Consider the following 17,990-nt stretch of genomic DNA (forward strand, 5'->3'; position numbering starts at 1 on the left):
TGCAGGAGTTGAAGATCCCGATCAACGCCCGATTCACCGGTCTTAGTGCAGGCCCTGGATGTAGCTGGACACTGCCGCGATGTCTTCGTCGCTCAGCTTTTTGGCAATGCTCTGCATCGGTTTGGTATCGCCGTCGTTATTGCGGCCACCTTCTTCCTTGCGGAAGTCAGTGAGCTGCTTGGCGATATATTGAGCGTGTTGACCGCCCAGGTGCGGGAAGCCGGCAGCTGCGTTGCCCGCGCCGTTGGGCGAGTGGCAGCCGGTGCACGATGGCAAGCCCTTGGCCAGATCACCGCCGCGGAACAGTGCTTCACCGCGTGACACGACTTTCGGGTCGGCGGCGCCGACGCTGCCCTTCTGGCTGGCGAAGTAGGCCGCGATGTCCGCCAGGTCCTGGTCGCTCAGGTTGGTCAGCAGGCCAGTCATTTCCAGAACGGTGCGCTTACCCGACTTGATGTCGTGCAACTGCTTGGTCAGGTAGCGTTCGCCCTGGCCTGCCAGTTTTGGAAAGTTAGGCGCCATGCTGTTGCCATCCGGGCCATGACAGGCGCCACATACGGCGGCTTTTGCCTGGCCTGCGGCGGCGTCACCAGGTTTGACTGGCTCACCTGCAGCATGGGCAATGCCGGAGATCCCCACGGTCAACAGCAGACTCACGATCAATTTGTTCATCAGCTAATCCAACTACGGCTAAGGGTTAAGTTATGGACCGGGTTTACTCGCTCATCCAGTGGATGATGGCTTGGTAATCCTCGGCACTGCAGTCCATGCACAAACCACGCGGCGGCATCGCCTTGAAACCCTGGGTCACGTGTTGCACCAGCGTCTCCATACCTTTCGCCAACCTCGGCGTCCAAGCTTCCTGATCGCCCTTGCGGGGCGCCATGGGTAGTTGGCCGGAATGACAGGCACCACAAACACGGTTGTACACAGCTTCCGGATCCTGTGTAGCCTGCGCGCTGTGAAGCGGCATCAGGATTGCGGCAGCTAGCAGCCATTTCGTCATAAAACGACCTTTTCAGGGTTGAGAGCGATCTGCGTTCTAGTGCGCAATCAAGGTCTGTCGCTCTCGTGAACTTCATCCTGCGTCGGGACAAAGCGCACACAAAATCTGCGGCATTATATACTGGCGTCACTGAAACGGAAGCGACACTGCTTGCCGCACCTATTCCTGGCGCCGCCCACATCGGAAATCCCATGCAACTCAAGAATCCCATCCTCGGTCTGTGCCAACAGTCCACCTTCATGCTCAGCGCCGCCAAAGTCGACCAATGTCCGGATGACGAAGGCTTCGAAGTCGCCTTCGCCGGGCGTTCCAACGCCGGCAAGTCCAGTGCCCTGAACACCCTGACGCATGCCAGCCTGGCGCGCACCTCGAAAACCCCGGGGCGCACGCAACTCTTGAACTTCTTCAAGCTAGACGATGAACGCCGTCTGGTCGACCTGCCGGGCTACGGTTATGCAAAAGTACCGATCCCGCTCAAGCAACACTGGCAGCGTCACCTCGAGGCCTACCTGGGTGGTCGCGAGAGTTTGAAGGGTCTGATCCTGATGATGGACATCCGTCACCCGATGACCGACTTCGACCTGCTGATGCTCGATTGGGCCGTTGCCGCCGGCATGCCGATGCACATCCTGCTGACCAAGGCGGACAAGCTGACCTACGGCGCGGCCAAGAACACGCTGCTCAAGGTGCAGTCGGAAATCCGCAAGGGTTGGGGCGATGCCGTGACGATCCAGTTGTTTTCGGCGCCCAAACGCATGGGCCTGGAAGACGCCTACACTGTATTGGCAGGCTGGATGGAACTGGCGGACAAGGGCGCCGAAGAAGTCACCGGATAAGTGTGTAAAAAATAGTCTGAAGTGCGGTCAGGCCAGTGCGGCTTGATCGCAGCAGGCAGTTTTCTACAGGCAAAAAAAACCCCGGACTTCAATGGGGAGGGGGAAGTTCCGGGGTTCAAGTTCTAGACCGCTAGGGCGGGGTCCAGATATCTGCCAACACTTAACACAACATAGGAGCATCGAAGGGCTTCACCAGCCATTCAGTAAATCTGAGTGGCTGGAAGCAGAATTAGTTCAATTTTTTTTCGCGCGCTTTGGAATAACCCCAAGCGCCTTTTGGACTAAGCAGCGTTTGCGCAGTCTGCCGCGGCATCATGCCGCAGCAGCATCGGCGACTCAGTGCGCCTCATCCCAGTTATTGCCCACCCCGACCTCGACCAGCAATGGCACATCCAGTTTCGCCGCGCCGCTCATGTGCAGGCGAATCTCTTCGCTGACCTGCTCGACCAGATCTTCACGCACCTCCAGCACCAATTCATCGTGCACCTGCAGGATGACCTTGGCGTCGAGGCCGGAGCTGGTCAGCCAGTTATCCACAGCGACCATGGCTTTCTTGATGATGTCGGCGGCCGTGCCTTGCATCGGTGCGTTGATGGCCGTGCGTTCGGCGGCTGCACGCTCCTGCGGCTTGTTCGAATTGATCTCCGGCAGGTACAGCCGGCGCCCGAAGAAGGTTTCCACATAGCCTTGATCCGCGGCCTGGGCGCGGGTGCGGTCCATGTACTCGCGAACTCCGGGGTAACGGGCGAAGTAGGTATCGATATAGGCCTTGGCCGTCTTGGTATCGACACCGATGTCCTTGCCGAGTTTCTGCGCGCCCATGCCGTAGATCAGGCCGAAGTTGATCGCCTTGGCGCTGCGGCGCTGGTCGGAGGTCACGTCAGTGAGTTCGACCTTGAACACTTCGGCGGCGGTTGCGGTGTGCACGTCCAGGTTGTGACGGAAGGCATTCATCAGGCCTTCATCGCGGGACAGGTGCGCCATGATCCGCAGTTCGATCTGCGAATAGTCGGCAGCCAGCAGCTTGTAGCCGGTCGGGGCGACGAAGGCCTGGCGGATGCGCCGCCCTTCAGCCGTGCGCACCGGGATGTTCTGCAGGTTCGGATCGCTGGAGGACAAGCGCCCGGTGGATGCAACGGCCTGGTGATATGAAGTGTGAATGCGGCCGGTACGCGGATTGATCTGTTCCGGTAGACGGTCGGTGTAAGTGCTCTTGAGCTTGCTCATGGAACGGTATTCCATGAGCACTTTCGGCAGCCGGTAGTCGTCCTCGGCCAGTTTGGCCAGCACTTCTTCGGCGGTGGACGGCTGGCCCTTGGCGGTCTTCTTCAGCACGGGCAGGCCGAGCTTCTCGTAGAGGATGACGCCGAGTTGCTTGGGCGAACCCAGGTTGAATTCCTCACCGGCGATCTCGAAGGCTTCACGCTCCAGCGCCACCATCTTGTCGCCCAGTTCGATGCTTTGCACGCCGAGCAGCGCGGCATCCACGAACGCGCCCTGGCGTTCGATACGCGCCAGTACCGGCACCAACGGGATTTCGATGTCGGTCAGGACGCTGGCCAGGCTCGGAATGGCGTTGAGCTTCTCGAACAGCGCCTGATGCAGGCGCAGGGTGATATCGGCGTCCTCGGCGGCGTACGGGGCGGCCTGCTCGAGGGCAATCTGGTCGAACGTCAGCTGCTTGGCGCCTTTGCCGGCAATGTCCTGGAAACTCACCGTGGTGTGATCCAGGTATTTCAACGCCAGGCTGTCCATGTCGTGGCGAGTGGCCGTGGAGTTGAGCACGTAGGACTCAAGCATGGTATCGAAGGCAATGCCGCGCACGGTGATGCCGTTGGCCTGATCGCCACCGATGGCGCAGTTGGCCAGGATGTTCATGTCGAACTTGGCGTGCTGGCCGACCTTGAGCTTGTTCGGGTCTTCCAGAATTGGCTTGAGGGCGCGCAGCACAGTGTCGCGGTCCAGTTGTTCTGGCACGCCGATGTAGGAATGGGTCAGCGGAATGTAGGCGGCTTCGTTGGCCTGCACGGCGAACGACAGGCCTACCAGCTGCGCCTGTTGCGCATCGATGCCGGTGGTTTCGGTGTCGAAGGCGAACAGCTTGGCGCTGTTGAGTTTTTCCAGCCAGACGTCGAAACGGGCCTGATCAAGGATGGTTTCATAAGCGGCCTCAGGGGCGGCGGCCGGTGTCTCGACCTCGGCCTCGGATGCGCTGAACAGGTCTGCAGCCGGCGCAGGCTCGGCGGCAGCACTGCTCAGTTCAAGACGTTTGGCGTCCCGATCAAGTTCGTTCAGCCAGCTCTTGAATTCCAGCAGGGTGTAGAGCTCGTAGAGTTTGGCCGGATCTTCCGCGCCCATCTGCAGGTCATCGAGACCGATGTCCAACGGTACATCGACCTTGATGGTCGCCAGTTGATAGGAGAGGAAGGCCATCTCCCTGTGCTCTTCGAGCTTGGCCGGCAGGGTCTTGGCACCACGGATCGGCAGGGTCGGGACGATGTCGAGCTGCGTGTAGAGCTCGGTCAGGCCGCCATTCACGCCCACCAGCAGGCCGGAAGCGGTCTTTGGACCTATGCCGGGAACGCCCGGAATGTTGTCGGAAGAATCGCCCATGAGTGCGAGATAGTCGATGATCTGCTCGGGAGCGACGCCGAATTTCTCCTTCACGCCCTCTACGTCCATGCTGCTACCGGTCATGGTATTGACCAAGGTAATGTGGCCGTCGACCAGTTGCGCCATGTCCTTGTCGCCGGTGGAGATGACCACCGGGCGATCGGCCGCCGCGCTGCTGCGGGCCAGCGTGCCGATCACGTCATCGGCCTCGACGCCTTCGACGCACAACAGCGGGAAGCCCAGGGCGATCACGCTTTGATGCAGGGGCTCGATCTGCACGCGCATGTCGTCGGGCATGCTCGGCCGGTTGGCCTTGTATTCGGCGTACATGTCATCGCGAAACGTCCCACCCTTGGCGTCGAACACCACGGCGAAGGGACTGTCCGGGTACTGCTTGCGCAGACTCTTGAGCATGTTCAACACACCCTTGACGGCGCCGGTCGGCAGGCCTTTGGACGTGGTCAGCGGTGGCAGCGCGTGAAAGGCGCGGTACAGGTAAGAAGAACCGTCCACCAGGACGAGGGGGGCTTGGCTCATGAGCAGGATCAACCTTTTCGGCGGGTCCGGCGCTAGAATAGCGGGACCGTTGACGACAAAGGGACAAGGTTATCATGCGCACACTAAATCGCCTGTTGCTGGCTGGCTTGTTTGCAATCACACCGTTGGCCGTCATGGCGGCGGACGATGCACCGACACCAGAGCCGGAAGTTACGATCCGCACGGAAGGCGACAAGGTCATCCAGGAATACCGCCAGAACGGCTTCCTGTATGCGATCAAGGTTACGCCCAAGGGCGCACCGCCTTATTTCCTGGTGCGCGCAGACGGGACCGATGCAAACTTCATCCGCTCGGATCAGCCGGATATGCTGATACCGTCGTGGAAGATCTTCGAGTGGAAGTAGTTTCTTAATTTAAACCGGCGTTGGCTCAAGAGCAGCGCCTCGTACTGGCAGTTTTAACCATGTCTGTGTTTACCCCCCTGGCTCGGCCCGAGCTGGAAGCTTTTCTCGCCCCTTATGGCCTCGGCCGCCTGCTTGATTTCCAGGGGATTGCCGCCGGTAGCGAAAACACCAATTTCTTTATCAGCCTGGAGCAGGGCGAATTCGTCCTGACCCTGATCGAGCGTGGCCCGGTGCAGGAGATGCCATTCTTCATCGAATTGCTCGACGTGCTGCACCAGGCCGACCTGCCGGTGCCTTACGCCCTGCGTACCACCGACGGCGTGGCCCTGCGCGAACTGGCCGGCAAGCCTGCGCTGTTGCAACCGCGCCTGGCCGGCAAGCACATCAAGCAAGCCAATGCGCAGCATTGCAGCCAAGTGGGTGAGTTGCTGGCGCACCTGCACCTGGCGACCCAGGCCAACATGATCAAGCGCAAGACCGATCGTGGCCTGGACTGGATGCTGGAAGAAGGCACGCAGTTTCTTTCGCACCTCAAACCGCAGCAGAAAGATCTGTTGCAACGGGCACTGGAAGAAATCACCGAGCAGAAAGAGAAAATCCTCGCGTTGCCACGGGCCAACATCCACGCCGACCTGTTCCGCGATAACGCGATGTTCGAAGGCACGCACCTGACCGGGCTGATCGATTTCTACAACGCCTGCTCGGGGCCGATGCTCTACGACGTGGCGATTGCCTTGAACGACTGGTGCTCCGACGATGACGGCTTGATCGACGGGCCACGGGCGCGGGCGTTGCTGGGTGCTTACGCCGCATTGCGTCCTTTCACCGCGGCCGAAGCCGAGTTGTGGCCGACCATGCTGCGGGTGGCGTGCGTACGCTTCTGGTTGTCGCGCTTGATCGCGGCGGAGTCTTTTGCCGGGCAGGACGTGTTGATCCACGATCCGATGGAGTTCGAGCTGCGGTTGGCGCAGCGGCAGAAGGTCAATACACCGTTGCCGTTCGCCCTTTAAAAGCTTCGCGAGCAAGCCCGCTCCCACATAGGGCCGCGTTCCATCTGGAAGCACTCGGTCCAATGTGGGAGCGGGCTTGCTCGCGAATGGGGCGACGCAGTTTTCGAATTACAACGACTCCAGGCATCCCGCCAAATCATTCCCCAACTTCTCCAGCACCTGCTCATACCCCTGGGCAGTCGCCGGCGTATACCCGCCCAGCGCATCCAGTTCCGCCAGTTTCACCGGCAGGCCCGCCACCAGGGTTTCCGCCAGGCGTGGGCGCAGCGGCGGTTCGCTGAAGACGCAGGTCTTGCCGACTTCCTGCAACCGCGCGCGCATCGCCGCGACGTGCTGGGCGCCGGGCTGCACTTCGGCCGCGACGCTGAACACGCCGGCGTGCTTGAGGCCGTAGGCGTCTTCGAAGTAGTCGAAAGCCTCGTGGAATACGAAGTAAGGTTTGCCTTCAACACCCGCCAGACGTTGCTTCAAGCGTGCATCCAACGCGTCCAGGCGCTCATCAAAGGCCTTGAGGTTGCTCTGGTAGCGCGCCGCGTTGGCGGAATCGGCGGCACTCAGATCCGCAGCCATTTTCGCCGCGATGACCCGGGCGTTGACCGGCGATAACCACAAATGCGCATCCAGAGTACCTGGGCGATGGTCGTGGTCATGTTCGTCGGTTTCTTCGGCATGGGAGTGGTTGTCCTCGGCGAAATGTCGCAGTTTCAGGCCAGGAAGGTCCTGCACGGCAACGCTCGGCAAGGTACGACCATTGAGCACTCGCGGCATGAAACCTTCCATGTCCGGACCGATCCAGTACAGCAGATCCACCGATTGCACCCTCCGTACGTCGGACGGGCGCAGGGCATAGTTATGCGGCGAGGCGCCGGGTGGCAGCAGGACTTCCGGAATCGCCACGCCGTCCTGTACGGCAGCGGCGATCAGCTGTAGCGGCTTGATGCTGGTGAGGACCTTGACCTCGGCTTGCGCCGAACCGAGCAGCAGGAAACTTGCAAAAAAAGCGACAAAGATGGAAAAAAGTCGGGACACGATGACCACTCGAAGAGGCGAGAACGGGTAATATAATAACGTCTCTCACAAAATTCGTCGCCGCTCATGCCTAAAACACCGATTGCAAGTCGTCCCCACGACCACTCTCATTGCGTTCACAGCGCTCTGTCTGAGGCCGATGCCTTGTGCGCACGCAAAGGCTTGCGCCTGACCGCGTTGCGTCGGCGGGTGCTGGAACTGGTGTGGCAAAGCCATAAACCGCTGGGGGCCTACGACATTCTCGCGGTCCTCAGTGAGCAGGACGGGCGCCGGGCTGCACCCCCCACGGTCTACCGCGCGCTGGACTTCCTTTTGGAAAACGGTCTGGTACACCGCATCTCCTCGCTCAATGCCTTCATTGGCTGCAATCACCCGGCGCACGCCCACCAGGGCCAGTTCCTGATCTGCCGTGAATGCCACGCTGCCATCGAACTCGAACAGAAATCCATCAGCGACGCGATCATCGCCAGCGCCAGGGACGTCGGGTTTGTCGTCGAAGGCCAGACCGTTGAAGTGATCGGTCTCTGTTCGGGTTGCCAGGGGGCCTGATGAGTAACGCGCTGATCCGCCTCGAGCAGGTTGCCGTCACCTTTGCCGGCCAACCTGTGCTGGATAACATCGAATTGAGCGTCGAACCAGGGCAGATCGTGACCCTGATCGGCCCCAATGGCGCCGGCAAGACCACTCTGGTGCGTGCCGTGCTCGGCCTGCTGAAACCCGACAGCGGCAGCGTCTGGCGCAAGCCGAAACTGCGGGTGGGCTACATGCCGCAAAAACTGCATGTCGATCCGACCCTGCCGCTCTCGGTCCTGCGCTTCCTGCGCCTGGTGCCGGGTGTGGACCGGGCGATGGCCTTGGCCGCGCTCAAGGAAGTCGGCGCCGAACAGGTGATCGATAGCCCCGTGCAAAGTGTTTCCGGCGGTGAAATGCAGCGCGTCCTGTTGGCCCGGGCCTTGTTGCGCGAGCCGCAATTGCTGGTGCTCGACGAACCGGTCCAAGGCGTCGACGTGGCCGGTCAGGCAGAACTCTATAGCCTGATCACCCGCCTGCGAGACCGTCACGGCTGCGGCGTGTTGATGGTTTCTCACGATCTGCACCTGGTGATGAGCACCACGGACCAGGTGGTTTGCCTGAATCGCCATGTCTGCTGCTCCGGCCACCCCGAGCAGGTCAGCGGCGATCCGGCCTTCGTCGAACTATTCGGAAAAAACGCACAAAGCCTGGCGATTTATCACCACCATCACGACCACGCCCACGATTTGCACGGCTCGGTGGTCAAGGCGCCCCCCTCGGGCCATACCCATGTTCATGGAGATAGCTGCAAGCATGGCTGATTTTCTGCTCTACGCCCTGCTTGCAGGTCTGGCCCTGGCGGTTGTGGCGGGCCCCTTGGGTTCCTTCGTGGTCTGGCGGCGCATGGCCTATTTCGGCGACACCCTGTCTCACGCGGCATTGCTCGGCGTGGCGCTGGGTTTTCTGCTGGATGTCAGCCCGACCGTGGCCGTGACCGTCGGCTGCTTGTTGCTGGCGGTGTTGCTGGTGACCTTGCAACAACGCCAGCCGCTGGCCTCCGACACGCTTTTGGGTATTCTCGCACCCAGCACCCTCTCTTTAGGCCTGGTGGTACTAAGCTTCATGCACGAAGTGCGGATCGACCTGATGGCCTATCTGTTCGGTGACTTGCTGGCGATCAGTCCGACCGATCTGGCGTGGATCCTCGGGGGTAGCGCGGGGGTGCTGGCGTTGCTGGTGACATTGTGGCGGCCATTGCTGGCAATCACTGTGCACGAAGAGTTGGCGAGGGTCGAAGGGCTGCCGGTGGCGGGTTTGCGCCTGGCGCTGATGCTGTTGATCGCCGTGGTGATTGCGGTGGCGATGAAAATCGTCGGCGTGTTGCTGATCACGTCGTTGTTGATCATTCCGGCGGCTGCGGCACAACGGCACGCCCGCTCACCGGAGCAAATGGCACTGGGTGCGAGCCTGCTGGGCGTACTCGCCGTATGTGGCGGATTGGCGATGTCCTGGTTCAAGGACACCCCGGCGGGCCCATCGATCGTAGTGACAGCCGCCGCGCTGTTTCTGCTGAGTTTTGTTCTGCCCCGTCGAGGGGTGTAGACTTGCTCGTTTTTTGCGCAAATAGAGAGTCGCAGGAATGAAGTCGTTCGCCTCCCGTTATCTGCTCCTTGTCGCATTTTCTTTGCTGCTGGGCGCCTGCCAAAGCACGCCACCGGCCCCCGAGGTCCCGGATGCGCGGGCTACGGCCATTGCACAGCTGGAACAAAGTCTGGCCAGCAGCGAACTGGCCACGGCCGAGGGTCAGTTGGCGGCATTGCAGGCCGATTCACCCAACGATCAATCCCTTGAGCAATATCAGCGTCAGCTGGCCGAAGCCTATCTGCTGCGCAGCCAGATCGTGTTGCAAAAAGGCGATGTGAACGCCGCCGCCACCGCCCTGAGCCGAGCCCGTGTGCTGATGCCCAAGGCGCCGGCACTGACCGGCGGGGTCAATGGCGCCATCGCCGAGGCCCGCAAGGCTGAACTGGAAAAAGCCGAAGCAGCGCTGAAAGCCGCCGAAGCCCAGCCAAAAGCCAAGGTCATCGACCTGACGGCGGAGAGCACGACGGTTGCGTTGAATATCAATGATATGGCCAAACTACGTCGCCAACTGGACGCTATCGCCGCCGATGTGGTGAATTTTCAGTGTGATGTGAGCATTCAGGCGCCGCGTACCGATGATTACCCATGGTTGGCTAACTTGCTGACCAAGCGGGTGAAAAAGCTCGATCCGAAGTTTGATTTGAATCTGGAGCGGCAGATCATTCGCAGCGTTCCGGCGCAGATGGTCTTGAGCCCTCGCAAACCGTAAAAAGCTACGCGAGCAAGCCCGCTCCCCCATTGGTTCCGTGTCGGTCACGAATCCAATGTAGGAGCGGGCTTGCTCGCGAAGGGGTCAGGCCGGAATCGCTTTAGCCTTAGGCTCCCTGTCCCAAACCCGATGCTGGCCGATCGCCGCAAAAAACGGCTTGGCCAACTTGGCGTCCGCTCCCACGATCAATCCCGCATCAGCCTCCAGTTTCAACACATCCAGCAGTTGCTTCGCCTCGCCGTGCAGGGCAATTGCCTTCAAGTGTTTGTAGGCTTCAAGCAGATAATGCAACGCCACGCCGTCGGTGCTCAGCGCCTTGATCGAGGCCGCGCCTCCGGGCACGAATACCGCATCGAACGCAATGGACGGCAAGCCCTCCATCGACGCATCCACCGGCAGCATCTTGCCGTCAGCAGTGGTGACCGGCGCCGAGGTGGGCCCGAGCAGTTTGGCGTGTGCACCTTCGGCTTCCAGGGCTTTTTTCATCGCATCGACCGCATTGCCATCGACGCCGTTGGCCGCGAGAATCGCTACTTTCCGGGTCTTGATGTCCCCCGGCAGCAAGTTGGCCTGGCTCAGGGCTGGCGAACGATCCAACGAGATCTTCGGTACGTCGACCGTTCCGGCTTTGGGTGCCGGCAGGCCAAGGTTTTGCGCCACGCGCTTGGCCAGTTCCAGATCGATGTTGGCCAGGATCTCGTTCACCTCGCGTGCGCGGATGAATTCCCGTTCGACCTTGCCCAGCTCAAAGCTGTACGCCGAAATGATGTGCTCCTGCTCGTGCTTGCTCATGCTGTGGAAAAACAGCCGAGCCTGGGAGAAGTGGTCGCCGAATGACTCGCTGCGCTGACGAATCTTGTTGGCGTCGATGCGCTCCTGGTAACTCTCGAAGCCGCCATCCTGTGCGGCCGCGGGCGTCTCTTTCGGCCAGCCGCCATCGATCGAGTTTGGTTCGTAGGACGCGCGCCCCTTGTCGATGGTGGTGCGATGCAACGCATCACGCTGGCCGTTGTGGAAGGGGGCTACCGGACGGTTGATCGGGATTTCGTGAAAGTTTGGCCCACCGAGTCGGCTGATCTGCGTGTCGGTGTAGGAAAACAGCCGACCTTGCAGCAGCGGATCGTTGGAGAAGTCGATCCCGGGCACGATGTGCCCCGGGCAGAAAGCCACCTGCTCGGTTTCAGCGAAGAAGTTGTCCGGGTTGCGGTTGAGCGTCATCTTCCCCAGCGGCGTGATGGGCACGAGCTCTTCAGGAATCAGCTTGGTGGGGTCGAGGATGTCGAAATCGAAGGCGTGTTCGTTTTCCTCCTCAATCACCTGTACGCCCAGTTCCCATTCCGGGTAGTCGCCCATCTCGATGGCTTCCCAGAGATCGCGACGGTGATAGTCGGTGTCCTTGCCCGCCAGTTTCTGCGCCTCATCCCACACCAGCGAGCAGGTCCCGGCGGCAGGGCGCCAGTGGAATTTGACGAAGCGCGACTTTCCTTCGGCGTTGATCAGGCGAAAAGTGTGCACGCCGAAGCCTTGCATGCTACGCAGGCTTTTCGGGATGGCCCGGTCGGACATGGCCCAGATCACCATGTGGGCGGATTCGGGTTGCAGCGAGACAAAGTCCCAGAACGTATCGTGGGCCGAGCCGCCAGTAGGGATTTCGTTGTGAGGCTCGGGTTTTACTGCGTGGACAAAGTCGGGGAACTTGATGGCGTCCTGAATGAAAAACACCGGCATGTTGTTGCCCACCAGATCGAAGTTGCCTTCATCGGTGAAAAACTTCACGGCGAAACCGCGTACGTCTCGAACGGTATCGCCTGAGCCACGGGGCCCCTGCACAGTAGAAAAACGCACGAACACCGGCGTTTTCTTTGCAGGATCTTGCAGGAAACCGGCCTTGGTCAGTACGGAGTGATTCTCGTAGGACTGGAAGAAACCATGGGCACCGGTGCCGCGGGCATGCACGATGCGCTCCGGGATGCGCTCATGGTCAAAATGCGTGATCTTCTCACGCATGATGAAATCTTCCAGCAGCGACGGCCCACGGGCGCCTGCTTTCAAGGTGTTCTGATTGTCTGCCACCTTCACGCCTTGATTGGTACGCAAGGCCTGACCGGTGGCGTCGGAGCGAAATGTTTCCAGGCTATCGAGCTTGGTGTTGGTGTTGCTGCGGTCCGGGGTATCGGTCCCGGCCAGTGCGCTTTTAGGGGCGGCAGGCTTCTTCGTACTCATCAGGCAAGACTCCTCGGGTTTTTTTCGAGTGACCTTATTAGTGACTGATGTTGTTTTGCGCCGTTCCTTTTATCTGACCTTTGATCGCGTTATTGCCAAATGACTGGTCGAATGCAAAATAAATGCTAAGAACTGCTATACGGACAGGCTAAAATGCGCGCCCGGCTAACCGCTGATCCTATTCCAACGCGCCCCACAAGGTTCGCTACGTGATCGAGTTTCAAAACGTCCATAAAACCTACCGCGTCGCCGGTAAGGATATCCCCGCCCTGCATCCGACCAGTCTGACGATAGAGAACGGTCAGGTTTTTGGTCTGATCGGCCATTCCGGTGCGGGAAAAAGTACCCTGCTGCGTCTGATCAATCGCCTGGAAAACTCCAGTGGCGGCAAGATCATCGTCGATGGCGAAGAAGTCACGGCGCTCGACGCCAACGGGCTGCGCCGTTTCCGTCAGCAGGTCGGCATGATTTTCCAGCACTTCAACCTGCTGGCATCCAAGACCGTTGCCGACAACGTGGCCCTGCCACTGACGCTGGCGGGTGAAATGTCCCGCGCCGAGATCAATCAGCGTGTTGCCGAGTTGCTGGCCCGGGTCGGTCTGTCCGACCACGCCAACAAGTACCCGGCGCAATTGTCCGGCGGCCAGAAGCAGCGCGTCGGCATTGCCCGCGCCCTGGCGACCAAGCCGAAAATCCTGCTGTGCGATGAAGCCACCAGCGCCCTCGACCCGCAAACCACGGCGTCGGTCCTGCAACTGCTGGCCGAAATCAATCGCGAGCTGAAGCTGACCATCGTGCTGATCACCCATGAAATGGACGTGATTCGCCGGGTCTGCGACCAGGTCGGGGTGATGGATGCTGGCGTGATCGTCGAGCAAGGCACGGTGGCCGAGGTGTTCCTGCATCCAAAACACCCGACGACCAAGCGCTTCGTGCAAGAAGACGAGCAGATCGACGAAGGCGAACAGCGCGACGACTTCGCTCACGTGCCAGGCCGCATCGTGCGTCTGACCTTCCAGGGCGAAGCGACCTACGCTCCGCTGCTGGGTACCGTCGCTCGGGAAACCGGTGTGGACTACAGCATCCTGGCCGGTCGTATCGACCGCATCAAGGACATCCCTTACGGGCAACTGACCCTGGCCGTGACCGGCGGTGACATGGAAGCGGCCTTCGCCCGCTTCACCGCGGCCGACGTCCACATGGAGGTGCTGCGCTAATGGAAGCCCTGACAACTTTCTTCGCCAATATCGACTGGTTCGAAATCTGGCTGGCCACCGGCGACACCTTGCTGATGCTCGGTGGTTCGCTGTTGTTCACCGTGTTGCTGGGCCTGCCCCTGGGTGTGCTGCTGTTCCTCTGCAGCCCGCGTCAGTTGCTGGAAGCCAAGGGCGTGTACGCGATGTTGTCCCTGGTGGTGAACATTCTGCGTTCGCTGCCGTTCATCATCCTGCTGATCGTGATGATTCCGTTCACCGTGTTGATCACCGGGACTTCCCTCGGCGTCGCCGGTGCAATCCCGCCGCTGGTGGTCGGTGCCACACCGTTCTTCGCGCGACTGGTGGAAACCGCGTTGCGTGAAGTGGATCGCGGCATCATCGAGGCGACCCAGGCCATGGGCGCAACGACGCGGCAGATCATCACCAATGCCTTGCTGCCCGAAGCCCGCCCGGGCATCTTCGCAGCGATTACGGTGACAGCCATTACACTGGTGTCCTACACGGCAATGGCCGGTGTGGTCGGTGCCGGTGGCCTGGGTGACCTGGCGATCCGCTTCGGTTACCAGCGTTTCCAGACTGATGTAATGGTGGTCACGGTCGTGTTGCTGCTGGTGCTGGTGCAGGTCCTGCAAACCGTCGGCGACAAGCTGGTTGTGCATTTTTCCCGGAAATAAAAAGCTCTCGTTAATGATCAATGAGCCGGCCATTCGCTGGCAGGCGCCAAACGGGCGCCGCAAGCGGGTACCCACAAGGAGTTAGCTGAATGAAAAAACTACTCGTCGCGTTCGCTGCCGTTGCAGCCTTTTCCGCCCATGCCGCCGACACCCTGACTGTCGCGGCGACTCCGGTTCCGCACGCGGAAATCCTCGAGTTCGTCAAACCGGCACTGGCCCAGCAAGGCGTCGACCTCAAGGTCAAGGTCTTCACCGACTACATCCAGCCGAACGTGCAGGTCGCGGAAAAACGCCTGGACGCCAACTTCTTCCAGCACCAGCCATACCTGGATGAGTTCAACAAGGCCAAGGGCACTAACCTGATTTCGGTTGCCGGCGTGCACCTGGAACCCCTGGGCGCTTACTCCAGCAAGTACAAGACCCTGGAAGAACTGCCAAGCACCGCCACCGTGGTGATCCCGAACGACGCCACCAACGGCGGCCGTGCGCTGCTGCTGCTGGCCAAGGCCGGTGTGATCAAGTTGCAGGATTCGAACAACATCCTGTCCACGGTCAAGGACATTACCGAGAACCCGAAGAACCTGAAGTTCCGTGAGCTCGAAGCCGCGACCATTCCGCGTGTACTGACCCAGGTCGACCTGGCGCTGATCAACACCAACTACGCGCTGGAAGCCAAGCTCGATCCGTCCAAGGACGCGCTGGTCATCGAAGGCAGCGACTCGCCTTACGTGAACATCCTGGTCGCCCGCCCGGACGACAAGGACAGCGAAGCGATGAAGAAGCTGGTCGCTGCCCTGCACAGTCCGGAAGTGAAGGCTTTCATCCTCGAGAAGTACAAAGGCGCGGTCGTGCCGGCGTTCTGATTTGTAGCTATGACGAAAAAAAGGGGTGCATTGAATGCGCCCCTTTTTTTCGCCTGAAACACTGCCCTTGTAGGAGCCCGGCTTGCCGGCGAAGGCGATCTCACGGGCCCCTTCGCCGGCAAGCCGGACTCCTACAGGTTGCGTGGTGTTCTCACTGACGGTTAAGCATCACCGGCAATTGCGCCACCAGCTTCACATTGTTCAACGGCGCCCGAATAAACCCGCGCTGGGTTCCGTCCGGCCCGATGACAGCAAGGTTGCCACTGTGGTCGACGGTGTAGTTCGGCTTGCTGGTATCGGCAGGAATGAACGGAATGCTCACGGCGTTGGCCACTTTCTGCAGGTCTTCAATAGAAGTCGGGGTCAGGCCGACAAACTGTGGATCGAAGTAACCCAGGTACTGCTTGAGCTGCTTGGGCGTATCGCGGTTGGGATCGACGCTGACCAAAACGATCTGCAACTTGTCCACCGCCTCGGGCGGCAGTTCACTCTTGATTTGGCGCAGTTGGGCGAGGGTGGTCGGGCAGATGTCCGGGCAGAAGGTGTAGCCGAAGAACAGCAGCGACCACTTGCCTTTGAGTTCGTTGACCGCCACCGGCTTGCCGTCCTGGTCGGTCATGGTCACGCTCGGCAGGTTGCGGCTTTGCGGCAGCAGGATGATCCCGGCGTCGATCAGTGCCGTCGGGTCGCCCTGGCCTTTGCCGGACAGCACTTTATTGATGGTCAGGCCCAGGACCAGCGCGATCAGGGCGACAAGGATGAAGATGGTTTTCTGGGTTCGGGTCATAGATTCAACAATAAGTAGTGGTCAACGAGCAGGGCGATAAACAGCAGGAACAAGTAGTAGATAGAGTACTTGAAGGTGTTGATCGCCGCGTGCGGCCGAGTGCCACGGTACAGCACCACGGCCCATTGCAGGAATCTGGCGCCAAGACCGATGGCGCAGACCAGGTAGAGCAGGCCGCTCATGTGGATCACGTAGGGCATTAGGCTGACGGCCAACAGCGCGCAGGTGTAAAGCAGGATGTGGATTTTGGTGTAGTGCTCGCCGTGGGTCACCGGCAGCATCGGGATGTCGGCCTTGGCATATTCCTCCTTGCGATGGATGGCCAGCGCCCAGAAGTGCGGCGGGGTCCAGGCGAAGATGATCAGCACCAGCAGCAGCGGTTCGGCACTGACGTGTCCGGTGGCGGCGGTCCAGCCGAGCAGCGGTGGGGCGGCACCGGCCAGGCCTCCGATGACGATGTTCTGCGGCGTCGCGCGCTTGAGGAAACCGGTGTAGACCACCGCGTAGCCGAGCAGGGAGGCGAGTGTCAGCCATGCTGTCAGTGGGTTGGTGAAGGCCAGCAACAAGGCCTGGCCGAGCAGCGCCAGCACCAGGGCAAAGGTCAGCGCGGCGGCCGGAGACACCCGGCCTTCAGCCAGCGGCCGCTTGTGGGTGCGTGCCATGACCGCATCGATCCGCCGGTCCACCACATGGTTGACCGCCGCCGCACCGCCTGCACACAGGGCAATGCCCAGGTTACCGAACACCAGCACCGTCCATGGCACTCCGGCGCGCGTCGCGAGGAACATCCCCACCAGCGAAGTGATGAGCATCAGCACCACCACTTTCGGTTTGGTCAGCTCCAGATAGTCACGCCAGATCGCCTGGCTGTGACGCGCGCCGATCAGAATCGCCATGGCATCTCTCCTTTTATTGTTATGGGCCCGGCTGAATGTTTACGCGGGCTGAAGCGCCAGCGAGTCGGCTGCTTGACCCGAACCAGGCTGGTCCGGGCGTGATAGTTGACCAGCACCATCGTCAGCAGCAGTGCCGCGCCCCCGGCGTTGTGGGCGACGGCCACTGGCAGCGGCAGATGAAACAGCACGTTGCTGATTCCCAGGGTGATTTGCGCGGCGAGGGCGATCAGCACCAGCCCCGCCAGGCGCGTCATGCCCACGACTTTCAGTTGCCACGCCAGGCCGAGCAGCACCAGCGTGACCAGCAGCGCGCCGATACGGTGAGTCAGGTGTATGGCGGTGCGAGCGTCGCTGTCCAGTTGCCCGCCGAGGTAGTTCGGGCCGATGTGTTGGGTCAGGTGAAAACCATTGGCAAAGTCGGCTGGCGGCAGCCATTGACCATGGCAGGTCGGAAAGTCGATACAGGCCACAGCGGCGTAGTTGGAACTCACCCAACCGCCGAGGGCAATTTGCCCGATCACCAGCAACAACCCGGCAGTCGCCCAGTACTGCAAGCGCCGCGGCACCGTCAGCGCCGGCAATACGCCGGACAGGCGCAAGGTCAGCAGGAACAGCAGGCTCAAGGTCGCAAAGCCGCCCAGCAGATGCCCGGTGACCACTTGCGGCCAGAGCTTGAGCGTCACCGTCCACATGCCGAACGCCGCCTGGGCGAGTACCACCGCCAGCAGGAACAACGGCAGCTTCACCGGTTGCCCCGGATGCCGGCGATGGACCCAGGCCCGACCGGCCAACACCGAGATCAGCAGCCCCAGCGTGCCGGCGAAGTAGCGGTGGATCATCTCATTCCAGCCTTTATGGGCTTCGACGGGCGTGTCCGGGAAATGCAATTCGGCATGGGCCAATTGCGCTTCGCTTTTCGGCACGCTGATAAAGCCATAGCAGCCGGGCCAGTCCGGGCAGCCCAGGCCTGCGTGGGTCAGGCGGGTATAAGCCCCGAGCAACACCACAATCAGTGCCAGCAAGGTGGCAAACAACGCGAGGCGAAATCCAGGCTTGGCCATGACGATG

Annotated in this window: 17 protein-coding genes and 1 pseudogene; 10 read left to right on the plus strand and 8 right to left on the minus strand. The window is 60.7% G+C overall.

Annotation, left to right across the window (positions count from 1 at the left end; all coding sequences use genetic code 11):
- Positions 1–42: 42 nt before the first annotated feature.
- Both SOP85_RS18630 and SOP85_RS18635 read right to left on the minus strand, forming a co-directional pair.
- Positions 43–672: a c-type cytochrome gene (locus SOP85_RS18630; protein WP_274073824.1), complete on the minus strand. Its 630-nt coding sequence runs from the start codon at positions 670–672 to the stop codon at positions 43–45.
- 43 nt (positions 673–715) lie between these two features.
- The gene (locus SOP85_RS18635; protein ID WP_323627821.1) at positions 716–1,006 is read right to left on the minus strand and encodes a c-type cytochrome; all 291 of its coding nucleotides are present in this window, start codon (positions 1,004–1,006) and stop codon (positions 716–718) included.
- A gap of 191 nt (positions 1,007–1,197) precedes the next feature.
- On the opposite strand from SOP85_RS18635, the gene yihA reads away from it, so the two are divergent.
- Complete coding sequence (gene yihA, locus SOP85_RS18640; RefSeq protein ID WP_046818665.1) at positions 1,198–1,842, plus strand: ribosome biogenesis GTP-binding protein YihA/YsxC; 645 nt, start codon at positions 1,198–1,200, stop codon at positions 1,840–1,842.
- 336 nt (positions 1,843–2,178) lie between these two features.
- Here yihA and polA read toward each other — a convergent pair whose 3' ends face one another.
- Positions 2,179–4,992: a DNA polymerase I gene (polA, locus tag SOP85_RS18645; RefSeq protein ID WP_323627822.1), complete on the minus strand. Its 2,814-nt coding sequence runs from the start codon at positions 4,990–4,992 to the stop codon at positions 2,179–2,181.
- A 74-nt stretch (positions 4,993–5,066) separates the two neighbouring features.
- Here polA and SOP85_RS18650 point away from each other — a divergent pair, with 74 nt between their 5' ends.
- The gene (locus SOP85_RS18650; protein WP_046818667.1) at positions 5,067–5,357 is read left to right on the plus strand and encodes a DUF2782 domain-containing protein; all 291 of its coding nucleotides are present in this window, start codon (positions 5,067–5,069) and stop codon (positions 5,355–5,357) included.
- A 59-nt stretch (positions 5,358–5,416) separates the two neighbouring features.
- Positions 5,417–6,367, plus strand: coding sequence for a homoserine kinase (locus SOP85_RS18655; protein ID WP_274073827.1), 951 nt, complete (start codon positions 5,417–5,419; stop codon positions 6,365–6,367).
- Positions 6,368–6,475: 108 nt separating this feature from the next.
- Here SOP85_RS18655 and SOP85_RS18660 read toward each other — a convergent pair whose 3' ends face one another.
- Complete coding sequence (locus tag SOP85_RS18660; RefSeq protein WP_323627824.1) at positions 6,476–7,396, minus strand: zinc ABC transporter substrate-binding protein; 921 nt, start codon at positions 7,394–7,396, stop codon at positions 6,476–6,478.
- Between the two features lie 66 nt (positions 7,397–7,462).
- Here SOP85_RS18660 and SOP85_RS18665 point away from each other — a divergent pair, with 66 nt between their 5' ends.
- The 4 genes from SOP85_RS18665 to SOP85_RS18680 are packed head-to-tail and all read left to right on the plus strand — an operon-like array spanning position 7,463 to position 10,262.
- A complete protein-coding gene (locus tag SOP85_RS18665; RefSeq protein WP_274073829.1) occupies positions 7,463–7,945 on the plus strand; it encodes a Fur family transcriptional regulator in 483 nt (160 codons plus the stop codon).
- Positions 7,945–8,730, plus strand: coding sequence for a zinc ABC transporter ATP-binding protein ZnuC (gene znuC / locus SOP85_RS18670; RefSeq protein WP_274073830.1), 786 nt, complete (start codon positions 7,945–7,947; stop codon positions 8,728–8,730). The genes SOP85_RS18665 and znuC overlap by 1 nt, the downstream gene beginning before the upstream one ends.
- Positions 8,723–9,511 carry a zinc ABC transporter permease subunit ZnuB gene (gene znuB / locus SOP85_RS18675; RefSeq protein WP_323627826.1) on the plus strand — a complete coding sequence of 263 codons (789 nt, stop codon included), beginning with the start codon at positions 8,723–8,725 and terminating at the stop codon, positions 9,509–9,511. The genes znuC and znuB overlap by 8 nt, the downstream gene beginning before the upstream one ends.
- Positions 9,512–9,548: 37 nt before the next feature.
- Entirely contained in the window at positions 9,549–10,262 is a 714-nt protein-coding gene (locus SOP85_RS18680) for a PA5502 family lipoprotein (RefSeq protein ID WP_323627827.1), read from the plus strand.
- Between the two features lie 84 nt (positions 10,263–10,346).
- On the opposite strand, the pseudogene katE reads toward SOP85_RS18680, so the two are convergent.
- Positions 10,347–12,509 (minus strand): annotated as a pseudogene (katE, locus tag SOP85_RS18685) (catalase HPII); the annotation flags it as partial.
- A gap of 185 nt (positions 12,510–12,694) precedes the next feature.
- Here katE and SOP85_RS18690 point away from each other — a divergent pair.
- The 3 genes from SOP85_RS18690 to SOP85_RS18700 all read left to right on the plus strand — a co-directional run bounded on the left by SOP85_RS18690 (position 12,695) and on the right by SOP85_RS18700 (position 15,239).
- Complete coding sequence (locus SOP85_RS18690) at positions 12,695–13,702, plus strand: methionine ABC transporter ATP-binding protein (protein WP_274073833.1); 1,008 nt, start codon at positions 12,695–12,697, stop codon at positions 13,700–13,702.
- On the plus strand, positions 13,702–14,376 hold the full coding sequence (locus SOP85_RS18695; protein ID WP_008027679.1) for a methionine ABC transporter permease: 675 nt from the start codon (positions 13,702–13,704) through the stop codon (positions 14,374–14,376). The genes SOP85_RS18690 and SOP85_RS18695 overlap by 1 nt, the downstream gene beginning before the upstream one ends.
- An 89-nt stretch (positions 14,377–14,465) precedes the next feature.
- The gene (locus SOP85_RS18700) at positions 14,466–15,239 is read left to right on the plus strand and encodes a MetQ/NlpA family ABC transporter substrate-binding protein (RefSeq protein ID WP_274073834.1); all 774 of its coding nucleotides are present in this window, start codon (positions 14,466–14,468) and stop codon (positions 15,237–15,239) included.
- A gap of 151 nt (positions 15,240–15,390) precedes the next feature.
- Here SOP85_RS18700 and SOP85_RS18705 read toward each other — a convergent pair whose 3' ends face one another.
- Genes SOP85_RS18705 through SOP85_RS18715 form a run of 3 tightly spaced genes read right to left on the minus strand, consistent with a single transcriptional unit; the run spans position 15,391 to position 17,983 of the window.
- Entirely contained in the window at positions 15,391–16,026 is a 636-nt protein-coding gene (locus tag SOP85_RS18705) for an SCO family protein (protein WP_274073835.1), read from the minus strand.
- Entirely contained in the window at positions 16,023–16,922 is a 900-nt protein-coding gene (gene cyoE / locus SOP85_RS18710) for a heme o synthase (RefSeq protein ID WP_323627828.1), read from the minus strand. The genes SOP85_RS18705 and cyoE overlap by 4 nt, the downstream gene beginning before the upstream one ends.
- Complete coding sequence (locus SOP85_RS18715; RefSeq protein WP_323627829.1) at positions 16,910–17,983, minus strand: COX15/CtaA family protein; 1,074 nt, start codon at positions 17,981–17,983, stop codon at positions 16,910–16,912. Before SOP85_RS18715 ends, cyoE begins: the two co-directional genes overlap by 13 nt.
- Positions 17,984–17,990 lie beyond the last annotated feature (7 nt).

Source organism: Pseudomonas sp. YuFO20 (assembly GCF_035064975.1).
In the GTDB taxonomy this organism is placed as follows: domain Bacteria; phylum Pseudomonadota; class Gammaproteobacteria; order Pseudomonadales; family Pseudomonadaceae; genus Aquipseudomonas; species Aquipseudomonas putida_AE.